The organism is Pseudomonas sp. 14P_5.3_Bac1, from assembly GCF_025466135.1.
Lineage (GTDB): Bacteria > Pseudomonadota > Gammaproteobacteria > Pseudomonadales > Pseudomonadaceae > Aquipseudomonas.
Genome location: NZ_JANLOF010000038.1, coordinates 16,367 through 31,572, shown reverse-complemented (window position 1 = coordinate 31,572; position 15,206 = coordinate 16,367). Strand labels below are relative to the sequence as shown.

The window sequence follows — 15,206 nt, the reverse complement described above, 5'->3', positions numbered from 1 at the left end:
CATGTGGCGAGCCCGCTCGCCACAATTAAGAGGCCAGGCTTTTTCTGAACCGAGCCAGTGCTACTGCAAAAAACACTGACCCAATCCCCGCCAGCGCCAGCACATCTGGCCACACCACGCTCACGCCTGCGTCCCTGAACAGAATCGCCGCGCTCAAACTCACAAAGTGTGTGGACGGCGATCCCTGCATCACCCATTGCAACCACTCGGGCATGCTGTCCAGCGGCGTGCTGCCGCCCGACAGCAACAGCATCGGGATGATCACCGGAATCGCCAGCAGCCCGAACTGCGGCGTCGAACGGGCGAGCGTGGCGAGGAATATCCCCAACGCGGTGCTCGCAAACAAATACAGCGCCGTCACAAACAGAAACAGGCTCAAGGAGCCGGCCAACGGCACGCCGAGCAGGCCTTTGACCACCAGCTCCAGCGACAGCCACGTGCACAGCACCACCACCAGCATGTTGCTCCAGATTTTTGCCAGCATGATTTCCAGCGCGGTCAGCGGCAGCACCAGCAAATGGTCGAGGGTGCCGTGCTCGCGTTCGCGCAGCAGCGCGGTGCCGGTCAGCACAATCGCGAGGATGGTGATGTTGTTGACGATCTGGATCACCGCCAGAAACCAGCCGCCTTCCAGGTTGGAATTGAACAGCGCGCGGGTGGTCAGCAGCGCAGGCGCCTTTTGGCTGGCGTCGGTTTGGCCGCTGTAGTTGAGCAATTCGCGCTGGAAAATCCTGCCGATGTAACCTGCGCCCATAAACGCCTGGCTCATCGCCGTGGCATCCACGTTGACCTGTACACCCGGCTGGCGCCCGGCCAGCAGGTCGGCCTGGAAATTGGCCGGCACGTTGATCACGAACGTGTACTCGCCGCTGTCCATGACCCTGTCCAGTTGGTCGTAGGCCAGCGGTGCAGGCGGCTGGAATTCGGGCGGTTGCAACGCCTCGGCCATTTGCCGCGAGAGCGCGCTGTGGTCTTCATCAACGAAGGCCACGCTGGCGTTGTGCACGCCAATCACCGAACCGGCGGCGGGCATGTAGATCGCGACTGTGAAGGCGTAGGCCAGGAACAGCAGCAATACGCTGTCATGGCGCAGGCTGGTCAATTCCTTGAGGCCCAGGCGCAGGATATGAGCGAGCTTGTGCATCAGGCCTCCTGCTTCTTGAGCATGATCAGGCTCAGGCCGGTGAACCCGACGAAAAACCCGAACAGCGCCAGGCATTGCGGCCACAACTGGCGCAGGTCAAGGGCCTTGGTGAAGGTGCCCACGGCGATGTCGAGAAAATGCCCGGCGGGAAACAGCATGCCCATCAGCGCGGCGGCGCCCTCCAGGGATGAGCGCGGCACGATCAGCCCGGAGAACTGGATGGTCGGCAGGCTGGTGATGATCATGGTGCCCAGGATTGCCGCGATCTGCGTGCGTGTGAACGCCGAAATCAGCAAGCCCATGCTGGTGGTGGCCAACACATACAACAGGCCGCCGAATGCCAGCGCCAGGCCGCTGCCCTTGAATGGCACGCCGAACAACCAACGGTTCATGGCCACCAGCAACGCCAGGTTGACCAGGCTAACGGCCAGGTACGGCGCCTGCTTGCCCAGCAGAAATTCCAGGCGGGTCAGGGGCGTGGCATAGAAGTTGGTGATCGGTCCCAGCTCTTTTTCGCGCACGATGCCCAGTGCGGTGAGCATCGCCGGGATAAACGCCAGGATCAGCGCCATCACGCCGGGGCCGATGGCATTCACGCTGACCACGTCCTGGTTGTAGCGAAAGCGCGTTTCCAGCTTGGCGGCAGCTTGAGTGCTGCGGGGCAGGCTGCTCAGGTCGGCCAGTTGCTGGAGATTGCCTTGGTGTACCGCTTCCACGTAGTTACGGCTGGTTTCCGCGCGAAACGGCATGCCGCCGTCGATCCAGGCCGCCACGGTGGGTTGGCGACCGGCGTACAGGTCGCGGCCAAAACCCGGCGGGATTTCCAGGGCCAATTTGATTTCCGAGCGTTGCAGGCGCCGGTGCAGTTCGCTCGCATCGCGAATCGGCGCCTGCTCGGCGAAGTAGCGCGAACTGCGGAAGGCTTCCAGGTAGGCGCGGCTTTGTGGGGTCTGGTCCTGGTCGTAGACGGCGAAGGCGAGGTTTTCCACGTCCAGGGAAATGCCGTAGCCGAAGATCACCATCATGAACATCGCCCCGAGCAGGGCAAAGGCCATGCGCACTTTGTCACGCAGCAGCTCTTTGCCTTCGCGGCTGGCCACGGCCAGCAGCCGAGAAAGACTGAAACCACGTTTGCTCACGGGCGGCGCACTGGTTTCGCTGACGGTGCTGCTCGGTGCTGCGGGTTCGGGAGCGCCTTGAGCTTGCTCCAGGCAGGTGACGAACGCGGCTTCCAGGGTGTCGCCGTGAAATTGCTGTTGCAGGGCGTCGGGTGTGTCGCACGCCAGCACTTTACCCGCGTGCATCAGAGAGATGCGGTCGCAGCGCTGGGCTTCGTTCATGAAATGGGTGGACAGGAAGATCGTCACGCCTTGTTCGCGGGACAGCTCGATCAGCAGCCGCCAGAAGTCATCCCGCGCTGCCGGGTCGACGCCCGAGGTGGGCTCATCGAGGATCAGCACTTCCGGGCGATGCAGCACCGCCACGGCCAATGACAGGCGTTGGCGCAGGCCAAGGGGCAATTCGCCGGAAGGCTGCTCGGCCACCTCGCCGAGGTCGAAGCGCTGAATCAACTCATCGATACGCGGGCCGCTGTCGGCCTTGGGCAAATCGAACAGCTGCGCGTGCAACACCAGGTTCTGGCGCATGCTGAGTTCGCCGTACAGCGAGAAACTTTGCGACATGAACCCAACGCGCTTGCGGGTCGCCAGGTCCTTGGCATTCACCGGGTTGCCGAGCAGCGTGGCACTGCCCTCGGTGGCCGGCATCAGCCCGGTGAGGACTTTCATGGTGGTGGTCTTGCCGCAGCCGTTGGAGCCGAGAAAGCCGAAAATCTCACCGCGGCCAATCGCGAAGCTGACCTTGTTTACCGCCGTGAAATCACCAAAGCGCAGGGTCAGCTCGTGGGCTTCGATGGCGATATCGGTGTTGGCGCTTTCGCGCGGCGGGATCACCAACGGCTGATTGTTGTGGGCGCTGTCGCCCTGGAAATGGGTAAAGGCTTCATCGAGTTTGCCGCTGGGTGTCGCGGCTGCCAGTTCGCGGCTCAGGCCATCGGCGATGAGTTTGCCGCGATCGAGCATCAGGCAATGTTCGAACTGCTCGGCTTCTTCCATGTAGGCCGTTGCCACCAGCAGCGTCAGTTGCGGGCGCTCGCGGCGTACGCTGTCGACCAGTTCCCAAAAGCGTCGGCGCGACAGCGGGTCGACGCCGGTGGTGGGCTCGTCGAGGATCAACAGGTCCGGGTCGTGGATCAGTGCACAGCACAGGCCGAGTTTCTGTTTCATGCCGCCGGACAACTTGCCGGCCGGGCGCTCGGCGAAGCGTGCAAGGTCGGTGGCCAGCAGCAGGTTGTGCATGCGCTGTTCGCAATCGGCTTTCGACAGACCGAACAGTGTGGCGAAGAAACGGATGTTCTCGCTGATGGACAATTCCGGATACAGGTTGCCGCCCAGGCCTTGGGGCATGAAGGCAATACGCGGGTACAGGCTGTTGCGGTGGCGGCGATCCTCGATGGAGCCGCCGAGCACTTCCAGTTGACCGTCTTGAAGTTTTTTAACCCCGGCGATCAACCCCAGCAAGCTCGATTTGCCCGCGCCATCCGGACCGATCAGCCCGCAGCGCGTGCCGGCGGGCAGGCTGAAGGCAATGTCGATCAGTGCCTGTTGCTTGCCGTAGCGATGGTTGATGCCCGTGGCGTGCAGCGCCAGGCCGGTCATTGCAGGTTGGCCGGCCAGTCGATATCTGCCGTGCGCACGTAGCCGGCGCCGGGCATGCCCGGTTTGGCTTGCGGTACGGCACTGGGTTGGGTCAGACGCAGCTTGACGCGAAACACCAGCTTCTGGCGTTCGTCGCGGGTCTCCACTTCCTTGGGCGTGAACTGCGATTTAGCCGCGACAAAGCTGATTTTGGCCGGCAGCGGTTGTTGGGGCAGGGCGTCGAGCAGAATGCGCGCGTCACTGCCGACGGTCAGGCGACCGGTGACGGAGGCGGGCAGGTAGAGGTTCATGTACTGGTCGTTCGGATCAATCAGCAGCAACACGCGACCGCCGGCGCCGAGCACTTCACCTGGCTCGGCCAGGCGCAATTGGATAATGCCGTCGATGGGCGCGCGCAGGCTGCTGTCGTCGATTTCGCTGGTGAGCTGCGCAACCTGGGCCTGTGCGGCGCCGATGGCAGCCTTCACCGAGTTGACCTGGGCTTGCGCGGCGATCACCGCGGCATTACCGGTGTTCTGGCGTGCTTGCTGTTGGTCAATCAACTGGCTGCTGGCGAAGCCGCGCTTGTACAGCTCTTGGGTGCGCTTGAGTTCCTGATTGGCCAGCAACTGCTCGCTTTGGCGCAACTGCACGTTGGCCTCGGCGGCGGCGAAGTTTTCCTTGGCGCGCAGCACTTCGGCTTCGGCCTGGGCACGCTGGGCTTCGAGGGTGCGGGTGTCCATGCGCGCGAGCAATTGGCCCTTGAGCACCTTGTCGCCTTCATCCACGCGCACTTCGGCCAGGCGCCCGGGGATCTTCGCGGCGATCTGTACTTCGGTGGATTCCAGGCGGCCATTGCCCATGCTCAAGCCTTCGGGCAGGCGGTCCTGGGTTGATCGCCAGTAACCGAAACCGCCTGCGCCCAGTAACAGGACGATCAGGGCGACGGCGAAAAGGCGCGACATATGGTGGTTCGTAGACATGGCTGCATCCTGCGGCATTAGCATCCTAGTTTGACCGATAGCGCCGGAGCGGCCGTTGATACCGGTCAAATGAAGCGCAAGCCTAACCCGCATGGCACGCAGATGCATGCGCCAGAAGTGTGACCGCAGGGTTCTGCCCTTTCAGCGCAGTGCGAGCACCGCCGCCCACTGCTCGGCGGTCACCGGCATCACCGACAGTCGGCTGCCTTTTTGTACCAAAGGCAATTCGGCGAGGGCGCTTTGTTGTTTCAGATAGCCCAGGCCCAGCACCTTTGCGAAGGTCTCGACGTGGGCCACGTTGATTGCACTCCACGGATTTTTCTCCGGGCTGGCCTTGGCGTCGAAATAGTGGCTTTGTGGCTCCAGCGCTGTCGGGTCCGGGTAGGCTGCCTCGACGATCTTGCCGATGCCGGCAATGCCGGGCTCGGGGCAGCTGGAATGGTAAAAGAAAAACTCGTCACCGACGGCCATGGCGCGCAGGAAATTGCGCGCCTGATAATTGCGCACGCCGTCCCAGCGAGATTCGCCGAGCGTTTCCAGGCCCTTGATGGACAGTTCGTCGGGCTCGGATTTCATCAGCCAGTAGGCCATTGTTGGGCTCCTGAAAAAGGCATTGGGAAAGTTGTCGGGCAATTCCATGACAAACCGACAGTCGGTTGGCGCCAAGGTTTGCGTGTTGGTTCACGTTACCGCAGAATGCGCGCTTTTAAGCTTGGCGCAGCTGCAACGGACTACTTTGGAACGTTGTTGTCATCGTGTACGAGGTGCCTGAAGGGGGGCAATCGATGCAACGTAAACCGGATTTACTATGGATTTTGGTTATTTTGTTTGGTCTGGGCGTCGTAACCACCGGGTATGCCCAGAGCTTGTGGTCGAACAAGACCGATGCGCCGGTTGAGCTGGCTCAGCAGCAGCCGCAACCGTTCAAGCGTTAATACTGTTTAAGGCGTCGCTGGTTCCAGCGACGTTTGTGCGACATACCACTGCTTATCCGTTACGGTGCCCGCCAGCGGCACATCCCAGCTTGCCTGCGCCAGGCGCTCGACTTTCTGACATTCATGGGCCAGCCCCAGCAGCGCTGGCGCGCGCCAACTCTGGCGCCTGGCGAGGTAGGCCAGGCTGCGGTCGTAAAACCCACCGCCCATGCCCAGACGCCCACCCACATCATCGAACCCCACCAGCGGCAGCAACACCAGGTCGAGTGCCCAGACGCGGCGCTGGCGATTGGCATTCACTTGCGGCTCCAGGATACGAAAACGGTTAGGCGACAACTTATCCCCAGGCCGCACGCGCTGGAACACCATCTTGGTTCGCGGCCAGGCACTGAGCACTGGCAGGTAAGTGGCCTTGCCCCGGCGCTGAGCGGCGCGCAGCAGCAGGCGCGGATCGATTTCACCGTCCGTCGGTAGATATAAGGAAATATGTTTGGCCCGGCGAAACAGCGGGTGCTGTGCCAGTTGCCGATACAGGCCAAGGGCGGCCTTGCGCTGCTCGCTCGGCGTCAGTTCGCGGCGGGCTTTGCGCAACATGCGTCGAAGTTGCGGACGGGAAAGCGGCGCAGGTTCGGTCATGGTTTTTCGGCTCATAAAACAATGCCAGTCCGAGGACTGGCATTGAGTTTGGAATTCAGGCTCCCCGACAGAGCCGCTGTCGACTTAGCCCTTGAACCCGAAAGTTCAAGGTGGAAGATGCAGTAGGCTTTAAGGCTTTCCGTCTAGCGGACATGCACACCAGCCCAACGTGCAACTTCCAGGGTAGTGCGAATCGGCTCAGGGACATCGCCGACTGGCAAACACGCCAGGGAGTGGGGCGAGTATACCTTAAACAGACTCGGCAATCAGCCCTTGGGTGGCTCTGGATCGGTAGAAAGTACCAGATCAACCCGTTCCAGCAGGTCACGCACTTGCTCGCGCGTCGAACCACTGGCCTGCACGTCAGGCCGTTCCTGCTTATGCAGCAAATCGTGGGTAATGTTCAGCGCGGCCATCACGGCGATACGATCGGCGCCGATGACTTTGCCGCTGCTGCGGATTTCACGCATCTTGCCATCCAGGTAACGGGCAGCACTCACCAGGTTGCTGCGTTCTTCCTGGGGGCAGATGATCGAATATTCTTTGTCGAGGATCTGCACGGTAACGCTATTGCTTGAACTCATGAGTCTTGCTCCAGGGCCTTCAGGCGCGAAATCATCGATTCGACCTTACGCCGGGCGATTTCGTTTTTTTCAATGAGGTGAGCGCGTTCCTCGCGCCAGGTCTTTTCCTGAGCTAATAGGAGTCCGTTTTGACTCTTAAGTTGCTCGACCCGATCAATTAGCAATTCGAGTCTGGCCATCAGCGCTTGCAGGTCGGTGTCTTCCATTGGGTTCCACTGGATTTGTCTGATGAATGGCAACTGCAGGATAAACGATCTGACGCCCTCGATAGTCTTGGTACGTCTGCCGGTGCTAGGATACAGCGCTTCATTCTAGACATTGCGCCGTCTGGCGCCTAGCTCACCATGCCTATTCAGAACTCCCCGTACGACGCTTTTTCCAAACTGCTGAGCACCAGCGGTCATCCTTGCTCGCCTGCCGAACTGCACGGCGTACTGTTGGGCCGCAGCTGCACTGGTGTTGGCTTTGATGCCGACAATTGGCTGGCTGATGTAGCCGAGCTGCTGGAAACCGAGCCGACCGAGAACGTGCGTAACGCGCTGATCGGCCTGCAAGAGATGGTCAAAGGCGAGCTGACCGGTGATGACGTCACCGTGGTCCTGCTGCTGCCGACCGACGACGCGCCGCTGACCGAGCGCGCCGCTGCGCTGGGCCAATGGTGCCAGGGTTTCCTCCATGGTTTCGGCGTGAACGCCGGCGGCCTGGAACTGAGCACCGACGCCAAGGAAGTGCTGCAGGACCTGGCGGCCATTTCCCAGGTGCAAGACGCCCTGGAAGAGTCCGAAGACGGCGAAGGCGATTACATGGAAGTCATGGAATACCTGCGCGTCGCGCCGCTGCTGCTGTTCACCGAGACCAAGAAAGCCGCTGAGCCAGCCGCACCCAAGCCGTCGCTGCACTAAGAAAGGAAGCCCATCTGCCCATGATCCATATCCCGAAAGCGGAATACACCCGTCGCCGCAAGGCGCTCATGGCGCAGATGGAACCCAACAGCATCGCAATTCTGCCGGCCGCCGCCGTGGCGATCCGCAACCGTGATGTCGAGCACGTTTACCGCCAGGACAGCGACTTTCAGTACCTGAGCGGCTTCCCTGAACCGGAAGCGGTGATCGTGCTGATGCCCGGTCGCCAGCACGGTGAGTACGTGCTGTTCTGCCGCGAGCGCAATGCCGAGCGCGAATTGTGGGACGGCCTGCGTGCGGGCACCGAAGGCGCGATCCGTGACTTTGGCGCCGACGATGCCTTCCCCATCACTGACATCGACGACATCCTGCCCGGCCTGATCGAAGGCCGTGACCGGGTGTATTCGGCCATGGGCAGCAACGCCGAATTCGACCGGCACGTGATGGAGTGGATCAACGTGATCCGCTCTAAAGCGCACCTGGGCGCCCAGCCACCCAACGAGTTTGTTGCCCTGGATCACCTGCTTCACGACATGCGCCTGTATAAATCGGCGGCAGAAGTGAAGGTGATGCGCGAGGCCGCGCGAATTTCCTGTGCGGCGCACGTCAAGGCGATGCAGGCCAGCCGCGCCGGGTTATATGAGTTCAGCCTCGAAGCCGAGTTGGATTACGAATTCCGCAAGGGCGGCGCGAAAATGCCGGCCTATGGCTCCATCGTCGCTGCCGGGCGTAACAGCTGCATCCTGCATTACCAGCAGAATGACGCCGTGCTCAAGGACGGCGACCTGGTGCTGATCGACGCCGGTTGCGAGATCGACTGCTACGCCAGCGATATCACCCGCACCTGGCCGGTCAACGGCAGGTTTTCGCCCGAGCAAAAGGCGATCTACGAGATTGTGCTGGCCTCCCAGGAAGCCGCCTTTGCCGAGATCGCGCCGAACAAACATTGGAACCAGGCCCACGAGGCAACGGTGCGCGTCATCACCGCCGGGCTGGTAAAGCTGGGACTGCTGCAAGGCGACGTCGACGAATTGATCGCCAGCGAAGCCTACCGCGCTTTTTATATGCACCGCGCCGGCCATTGGCTGGGCATGGACGTGCATGATGTGGGCGAATACAAGGTGGGCGGCGAATGGCGGGTGCTGGAAGTCGGCATGGCCTTGACCGTGGAACCCGGCATCTATATTTCGCCGGACAACCAGAACGTGGCGAAGAAATGGCGTGGCATTGGCGTACGCATCGAGGACGACGTGGTAGTGACCAAGCAAGGCTGTGAAATTCTGACCGGCGGCGTGCCCAAGACCGTCGCCGACATCGAAGCGCTGATGGCGGCTGCCCGATGAGCCGGGTCAATCTGGCCATCATCGGCGGCGGACTGGTAGGCGCCAGCCTGGCGTTGGCCTTGCAGGCGGGTGCCAAGGCGCGGGGTTGGAAAATCGTGCTGATCGAACCGTTCGCGCCAGGCGACAGTTACCAACCGAGCTACGACGCGCGTTCCTCGGCGCTGTCCTACGGCGCTCGGCAGATTTATCAGCGTTTGGGCCTGTGGCAGGCCATTTCCCGACGTGCCGAGCCGATCAAACAGATTCACGTGTCGGACCGAGGCCGCTTCTCCACTGCGCGCCTGTCCGCCATGGAGGAGGGCGTGCCGGCCCTCGGCTACGTGGTAGAGAACGCCTGGCTCGGCCAGTGCCTGTGGCAAGGTTTGGACAAAGAAGTGGTCAGTTGGCGCTGCCCGGCCGAAGTCACCCGCATGGAGCCACTGCCCGACGGTTATCGCCTGACGCTCAACGACGAAACCGTGCTGGAATGCGACCTTGCGGTATTGGCCGATGGCGGCCGCTCCGGTTTGCGCGAGCAATTGGGCATCGGCGTCAAAACCCGGCCCTACAACCAGAGCGCGCTGATCGCCAACATCACCCCAAGCGAAGCGCACAACGGCGAGGCGTTCGAGCGCTTTACCGACGAAGGCCCAATGGCCTTGCTGCCGCTGCCGGACAACCGTTGCGCGCTGGTGTGGACGCGCATCGGCATGGACGCCCAGCGCCTGGCCAACCTTGATGAACGCAGTTTCCTGAGTGAATTGCAGGGCGTGTTCGGCTACCGCCTGGGCACGCTGAAACAAGTCGGCGCCCGCCATTTGTACCCGCTGACGCTGGTGGAGGCCGAAGAGCAAGTGCGCTCGCACCTGGCGATCCTCGGTAATGCCGCCCACAGCCTGCACCCGATTGCCGGGCAGGGTTTCAACCTGTCCCTGCGCGACGCGAACGCCTTGGCCGAGGCCTTGCTGGCCGGGCCGGCAGTGCCGGGCGACCTGGCAACGTTGCAGCGCTATCGCGAGCGCCAGCGCCAGGACCAGCAACTGACCGTAGGTTTTTCCGATCAAGTGACCCGACTGTTTGGCAGCGCGCAACCGTTAGTGGCATTGGGCCGTAACCTGGGCCTGCTGGGCCTGGATTTGTTACCGCCCGCCAAACGCTGGTTCGCCCGTCAGGCCATGGGCCTGGGCACACGCCCTGATGCTTAACTGGCTGACCCGGCGCCTGGGCAAGGCGCGGCTGTTGCGCTGGGTGCTGTCCCTGTACCCGCCGTACCTGGGCGCGGGAATTCGGGTGCAGGCGCTCAGCGCCGATTTTCGTCATGCCAAGGTGCGCATGGGCCTGGGCTGGTACAACCGCAATTACGTCGGTACGCAATTTGGCGGCAGCCTGTATTCGATGGTCGATCCGTTCTACATGCTGCTGTTGATGGAGAACCTGGGGCGCGACTACATCGTCTGGGACAAAGCCGCGAGCATCGACTTCGTGTCGCCGGGCAAAGGCCCGGTCTACGCTGAGTTCTCCATCGACGAGGCCTTGCTGGACGAGATTCGCCGGCAAACCGAAGGCGGCGAGAAGTATTTGCCCCTCCTCAAAGTACAGATTCATGACGGCTCCGGCACTCTGGTGGCGCTGGTCGACAAAACCCTTTACGTGCGGCGCAAGCCGCCAGCAAAGCAGGCTTAAAGCATGGACATGCGCGCAGATGTGCTGATTGTCGGGGCCGGAATGGTCGGAAGCGCCCTGGCGCTGGCGTTGCAGGGCAGTGGCCTGCAGGTGCTGCTGCTCGATGGCAGCCCGCTGAGTGTCAAACCGTTCGACCAGGATGCGGCCTTCGAACCCCGCGTGAGCGCCTTGTCGGCCGCCAGCCAGCGCATTCTGGAGCGCCTGGGCGTGTGGGATGGCATCGTCGAACGGCGCGCCAGCCCTTACGGTGAAATGCAGGTGTGGGACGGCAGCGGCACCGGGCAGATCCATTTTTCGGCAGCCAGTGTGCATGCCCAAGTGCTCGGGCATATCGTCGAGAACCGGGTGGTTCAGGATGCTTTGCTCGACCGCCTGCACGACTGCGACCTGGGCCTGCTGGCCAACGCGCGCCTGGAGCAGATGCGTCGCTCCGGCGATGACTGGCTGCTGACCCTGGCCGACGGTCGCAAATTGCGTGCGCCGCTGGTGGTGGCCGCCGATGGCGCCAATTCCGCCGTGCGCCGCCTGACCGGCACTGCCACGCGCGAATGGGATTACCTGCACAACGCCATCGTCACCAGCGTGCGCAGCAACCAGCCGCACCAGCGCACGGCGTGGCAACGCTTTACCGATACCGGCCCGCTGGCGTTTTTGCCGCTGGTGCGCGATGGGCAGGAGGATTGGTGTTCGATCGTGTGGTCGACCACGCCGACGGAGTCCGAACGCTTGATGGCGCTGGACGACGAAAGCTTCTGCCGTGAACTGGAGCGCGCGTTTGAAGGGCGCTTGGGCAATGTGATCAGCGCCGACCCGCGCGTATGCGTACCGCTGCGCCAGCGCCACGCCAAGCGCTACGTGGCCGAAGGCCTGGCGTTGATTGGCGATGCCGCCCATGTGATCCACCCATTGGCCGGGCAGGGCGTGAACCTGGGTTTCCTTGACGCGGCGGTGCTGGCCGAGGTGCTGTTGGCTGCGACGGAACGTGGCGAACGCCTGGCGGATGTGAAGGTGCTGAGCCGCTACGAGCGTAGACGCATGCCGCACAACCTGGCACTGATGGCCGCGATGGAGGGCTTTGAACGCTTGTTCCAGGCCGACCAACTGCCATTGCGCTGGTTGCGTAATGCAGGCTTGAAACTGGTCGACCAGATGCCCGAAGCCAAGGCCGTGTTTGTGCGCCAGGCCCTCGGGCTGACGGGCGACCTGCCAGACCTCGCAAAGCCCTGAATTGAAATATGCCCCCTGTGGGAGGGGGCTTGCCCCCGATGAGGCCAGTCCATCCGGCGCAAATCCCAACTATGCAACATCTGGTAACGCCTCTAGCAAGCGCCACCAAATGTGAGTCCTTATCATTTGCCCTCTTTTTGCAAATGAGAGACCGCACCCATGTTGGCACCCAAGCGCCTCCTGACTGCCCTGGCACTCACCCTCATCGGCAGCACCACCGTGCAGGCAGCCGACGAAGTCGTGGTCTACTCCTCGCGCATCGATGAACTGATCAAACCGGTGTTCGATGCCTACACCCAGAAGACCGGCGTGCAGGTGAAGTTCATCACCGACAAGGAAGCGCCCTTGATGCAGCGGATCAAGGCCGAAGGCGAAAACGCCACGGCTGACCTGCTGCTCACCGTTGATGCCGGCAACCTCTGGCAAGCCGAACAGATGGGCATCCTGCAGCCGTTCACCTCTGCGGTGATCGACAAGAATATTCCCCTGCAGTACCGCTCTTCCAACCATGCGTGGACCGGCTTGAGCCTGCGCGCGCGGACCATTGCCTATTCCACCGACCGGGTAAAACCCGGTGACCTGACCACCTACGAAGCGCTGGCCGACAAGCAATGGGAAGGGCGTCTGTGCCTGCGTACGGCGAAGAAGGTCTACAACCAGTCGCTGACCGCCACGCTGATCGAAACCCATGGCGCGGCCAAGACCGAAGAAATCGTCAAGGGCTGGGTCAACAACTTGTCTACCGACGTGTTCTCCGATGACATCGCGGTGCTCGAAGCGATCAACGCCGGGCAGTGCGACGTGGGCATCGTCAACACTTACTACTACGGCCGCCTGCACAAGCAGAAACCGGACCTTGCGGTGAAGCTGTTCTGGCCGAACCAGGGCGACCGCGGCGTGCATGTGAACCTGTCGGGCATCGGCCTGACCAAACATGCGCCGCACCCGGAAGCCGCCAAGGCCTTGGTGGAATGGATGACCACGCCTGAGGCGCAGAAGATCTTTGCCGATGTGAACCAGGAGTTCCCAGCCAACCCCGCCGTGCCGCCATCGGCGGAAGTCGCGACCTGGGGCAAGTTCGTGGCCGATACTCTGCCGGTGGAAGTGGCCGGTAAACGTCAGGCTGAGGCCATTCGCCTGATGGATCGCGCTGGCTGGAACTGAGTACAGATCTAACTGTGGGAGCGGCCTTGTGTGGGAGCTGGCTTGCCTGCGATAGCATCACCTCGGTGTAAATGACACACCGAGGTGCCTGCATCGCCGGCAAGCCCGGCACCCACACAAGCCCGCTCCCACAGTGTTAGCCGCGACTTCAAAACCATCATTTCCAGAGAGCTTTTCCTTGGCCCACCCCGCCCAACGTCGCTGGTACCTGCCGGTTTTCACCGTCGCCGCCCTGGTGCTGCTGCCGCTGAGCGTGTTGTTGCTGTCCTGGCAAAGCATCGATCAACAAATCTGGTCGCACCTGTGGGAAACCCAGATGCCCCGCCTGCTGGGCAACACCCTGACCCTGGTGCTGGGCGTTGGCACCGGCGTGACGCTGTTGGGCGTAAGCCTGGCCTGGCTGACTAGCCTCTGCGAATTCCCGGGGCGGCGCTGGCTCGACTGGGCGTTGATGCTGCCCTTCGCAATTCCGGCCTACGTGCTGGCCTTTGTGTTTGTAGGCCTGCTGGATTTCGCGGGGCCGGTGCAAACCCTGCTGCGCGAAGGGTTCGGCAACGGCTTGCGCCTGCCACGCGTGCGCTCTACCAGCGGCGTGATCATCGTGCTGGTGCTGGTGTTCTATCCCTACGTCTACCTGTTGGCGCGTACTGCATTTTTGGCGCAGGGCAAAGGCCTGATGGAAGCGGCGCGGGTGCTCGGTCAATCGCCATGGCAAGCGTTCTGGCGTGTCGCATTGCCCATGGCGCGGCCGGCAATTGGTGCCGGCGTCGCCTTGGCACTGATGGAAACCCTGGCGGACTTCGGCGCTGTCTCGGTGTTCAACTTCGACACCTTCACCACGGCCATCTACAAGACCTGGTACGGCTTTTTCAGCCTTTCCAGCGCCGCCCAACTGGCCAGCCTGTTGCTTCTGGTGGTGATGCTGGTGCTGTACGGCGAACGACGCGCCCGAGGCGCCAGCCGCCCGAGTAATGAGCGGCCACGCGGCAAGGCGTTGTACCACCTGCGCGGTTTCAAGGCGGCGGCAGCCAGCACGTGGTGTGGCTTGGTGTTCGCCTGCGCCTTTGTCATCCCGATGCTGCAACTGGTCGCCTGGTTCTGGCAACGTGGCCGGTTCGACCTGGATGAGCGCTACAGCGGCTTGATCATCCATACCCTCTACCTGGGTGGCATCGCGGCACTGATTACAGTCAGCGTGGCGTTGATATTGGCCTTTGCCAATCGCCTGGCGCCCACGCGGGCGATCCGCTCCGGGATCAGCCTGGGCAATGTCGGCTATGCCTTGCCGGGTTCGGTGCTGGCGGTGTCGATCATGCTGGCGTTCAGCTACCTGGACCGTGAGCTGGTGGTTCCTTTGTCGAGTTGGCTCGGCGGCGCGGGCAAGCCCCTGTTGCTGGGCAGCCTGTCGGCGTTGGTGCTGGCGTATCTGGTGCGTTTCCTGGCAGTGGCCTACGGGCCGTTGGAAAACAGCCTGGCGCGAATCCGTCCCTCGTTGCCGGAAGCAGCGCGCAGCCTCGGCGTGAGTGGACCGCGACTGTTTTGCAAAGTGTATCTGCCGCTGTTGCTGCCGGGGACGTTGAGCGCGGCGCTGCTGGTGTTTGTCGATGTGCTCAAGGAAATGCCTGCGACCCTGCTGATGCGCCCGTTTGGCTGGGACACCCTGGCCGTACGAATTTTTGAAATGACCAGCGAAGGGGAATGGGCGCGAGCCTCATTACCCGCACTCACGTTGGTGTTGGTGGGCCTGTTGCCGGTGATCGGCCTGATTCGACGCTCCGCTCGGCAAATCGGTTAGGTGCCAGTCCTACGGCTTGCGGCTACAATGCGCGGCATTCGGTGCGCTCCGTCCTTCGGATCGAGTCGCTGTATGTCGCTGCAGGCCTTGTAGTCAGAGGTGTTGAGCGCAAACAGCAGCTCTGTGCATCTTCGC

15 protein-coding genes and 1 other RNA gene are annotated in these 15,206 nt (G+C 62.3%); 8 read left to right on the top strand and 8 right to left on the bottom strand.

All coding sequences use genetic code 11. The annotated features are described in order from the left end of the window. Positions 1–25: 25 nt before the first annotated feature. The 4 genes from NTD89_RS08805 to NTD89_RS08790 form a co-directional block, all read right to left on the bottom strand. On the bottom strand, positions 26–1,144 hold the full coding sequence (locus NTD89_RS08805; protein WP_262207147.1) for an ABC transporter permease: 1,119 nt from the start codon (positions 1,142–1,144) through the stop codon (positions 26–28). After that, positions 1,144–3,861, bottom strand: coding sequence for a ribosome-associated ATPase/putative transporter RbbA (rbbA, locus tag NTD89_RS08800; protein WP_262207145.1), 2,718 nt, complete (start codon positions 3,859–3,861; stop codon positions 1,144–1,146). The genes NTD89_RS08805 and rbbA overlap by 1 nt, the downstream gene beginning before the upstream one ends. Beyond that, positions 3,858–4,823 (bottom strand): HlyD family secretion protein, encoded by a 966-nt coding sequence (locus NTD89_RS08795; protein WP_262207143.1) that lies wholly within the window; start codon positions 4,821–4,823, stop codon positions 3,858–3,860. Before NTD89_RS08795 ends, rbbA begins: the two co-directional genes overlap by 4 nt. 141 nt (positions 4,824–4,964) lie before the next feature. Continuing rightward, positions 4,965–5,414 carry an EVE domain-containing protein gene (locus NTD89_RS08790; protein ID WP_262207141.1) on the bottom strand — a complete coding sequence of 150 codons (450 nt, stop codon included), beginning with the start codon at positions 5,412–5,414 and terminating at the stop codon, positions 4,965–4,967. A gap of 194 nt (positions 5,415–5,608) precedes the next feature. Between NTD89_RS08790 and NTD89_RS08785 the strand changes: the two genes are divergently transcribed. Continuing rightward, positions 5,609–5,758, top strand: a complete 150-nt coding sequence (locus tag NTD89_RS08785) for a hypothetical protein (protein ID WP_010207387.1) — start codon at positions 5,609–5,611, stop codon at positions 5,756–5,758. Positions 5,759–5,764: 6 nt separating this feature from the next. On the opposite strand, the gene NTD89_RS08780 is transcribed toward NTD89_RS08785, so the two are convergent. From NTD89_RS08780 to NTD89_RS08765, 4 genes are all read right to left on the bottom strand, one after another. Further along, complete coding sequence (locus NTD89_RS08780; RefSeq protein WP_145158576.1) at positions 5,765–6,394, bottom strand: 5-formyltetrahydrofolate cyclo-ligase; 630 nt, start codon at positions 6,392–6,394, stop codon at positions 5,765–5,767. A 57-nt stretch (positions 6,395–6,451) separates the two neighbouring features. Next, positions 6,452–6,630, bottom strand: a non-coding RNA gene (ssrS, locus tag NTD89_RS08775) — 6S RNA. A gap of 30 nt (positions 6,631–6,660) precedes the next feature. Beyond that, positions 6,661–6,978, bottom strand: a complete 318-nt coding sequence (locus NTD89_RS08770; protein WP_003213956.1) for a cell division protein ZapA — start codon at positions 6,976–6,978, stop codon at positions 6,661–6,663. Beyond that, on the bottom strand, positions 6,975–7,184 hold the full coding sequence (locus tag NTD89_RS08765) for a TIGR02449 family protein (protein ID WP_003177365.1): 210 nt from the start codon (positions 7,182–7,184) through the stop codon (positions 6,975–6,977). The genes NTD89_RS08770 and NTD89_RS08765 overlap by 4 nt, the downstream gene beginning before the upstream one ends. A gap of 138 nt (positions 7,185–7,322) precedes the next feature. Between NTD89_RS08765 and NTD89_RS08760 the strand changes: the two genes are divergently transcribed. The 7 genes from NTD89_RS08760 to NTD89_RS08730 all read left to right on the top strand — a co-directional run bounded on the left by NTD89_RS08760 (position 7,323) and on the right by NTD89_RS08730 (position 15,071). After that, the gene (locus NTD89_RS08760; RefSeq protein WP_106575774.1) at positions 7,323–7,880 is read left to right on the top strand and encodes a YecA family protein; all 558 of its coding nucleotides are present in this window, start codon (positions 7,323–7,325) and stop codon (positions 7,878–7,880) included. Between the two features lie 20 nt (positions 7,881–7,900). Beyond that, complete coding sequence (gene pepP / locus NTD89_RS08755) at positions 7,901–9,223, top strand: Xaa-Pro aminopeptidase (RefSeq protein WP_106575773.1); 1,323 nt, start codon at positions 7,901–7,903, stop codon at positions 9,221–9,223. Next, on the top strand, positions 9,220–10,407 hold the full coding sequence (gene ubiH / locus NTD89_RS08750) for a 2-octaprenyl-6-methoxyphenyl hydroxylase (protein ID WP_262207138.1): 1,188 nt from the start codon (positions 9,220–9,222) through the stop codon (positions 10,405–10,407). The genes pepP and ubiH overlap by 4 nt, the downstream gene beginning before the upstream one ends. Next, on the top strand, positions 10,400–10,885 hold the full coding sequence (locus NTD89_RS08745) for a DUF4442 domain-containing protein (protein ID WP_262207137.1): 486 nt from the start codon (positions 10,400–10,402) through the stop codon (positions 10,883–10,885). Before ubiH ends, NTD89_RS08745 begins: the two co-directional genes overlap by 8 nt. Before the next feature lie 9 nt (positions 10,886–10,894). Beyond that, entirely contained in the window at positions 10,895–12,112 is a 1,218-nt protein-coding gene (locus NTD89_RS08740) for a 2-octaprenyl-3-methyl-6-methoxy-1,4-benzoquinol hydroxylase (RefSeq protein ID WP_262207257.1), read from the top strand. 159 nt (positions 12,113–12,271) lie between these two features. Then, positions 12,272–13,276: an extracellular solute-binding protein gene (locus NTD89_RS08735; RefSeq protein ID WP_119737320.1), complete on the top strand. Its 1,005-nt coding sequence runs from the start codon at positions 12,272–12,274 to the stop codon at positions 13,274–13,276. A gap of 178 nt (positions 13,277–13,454) precedes the next feature. Next, positions 13,455–15,071 carry an ABC transporter permease gene (locus NTD89_RS08730; protein ID WP_145157942.1) on the top strand — a complete coding sequence of 539 codons (1,617 nt, stop codon included), beginning with the start codon at positions 13,455–13,457 and terminating at the stop codon, positions 15,069–15,071. Positions 15,072–15,206 lie beyond the last annotated feature (135 nt).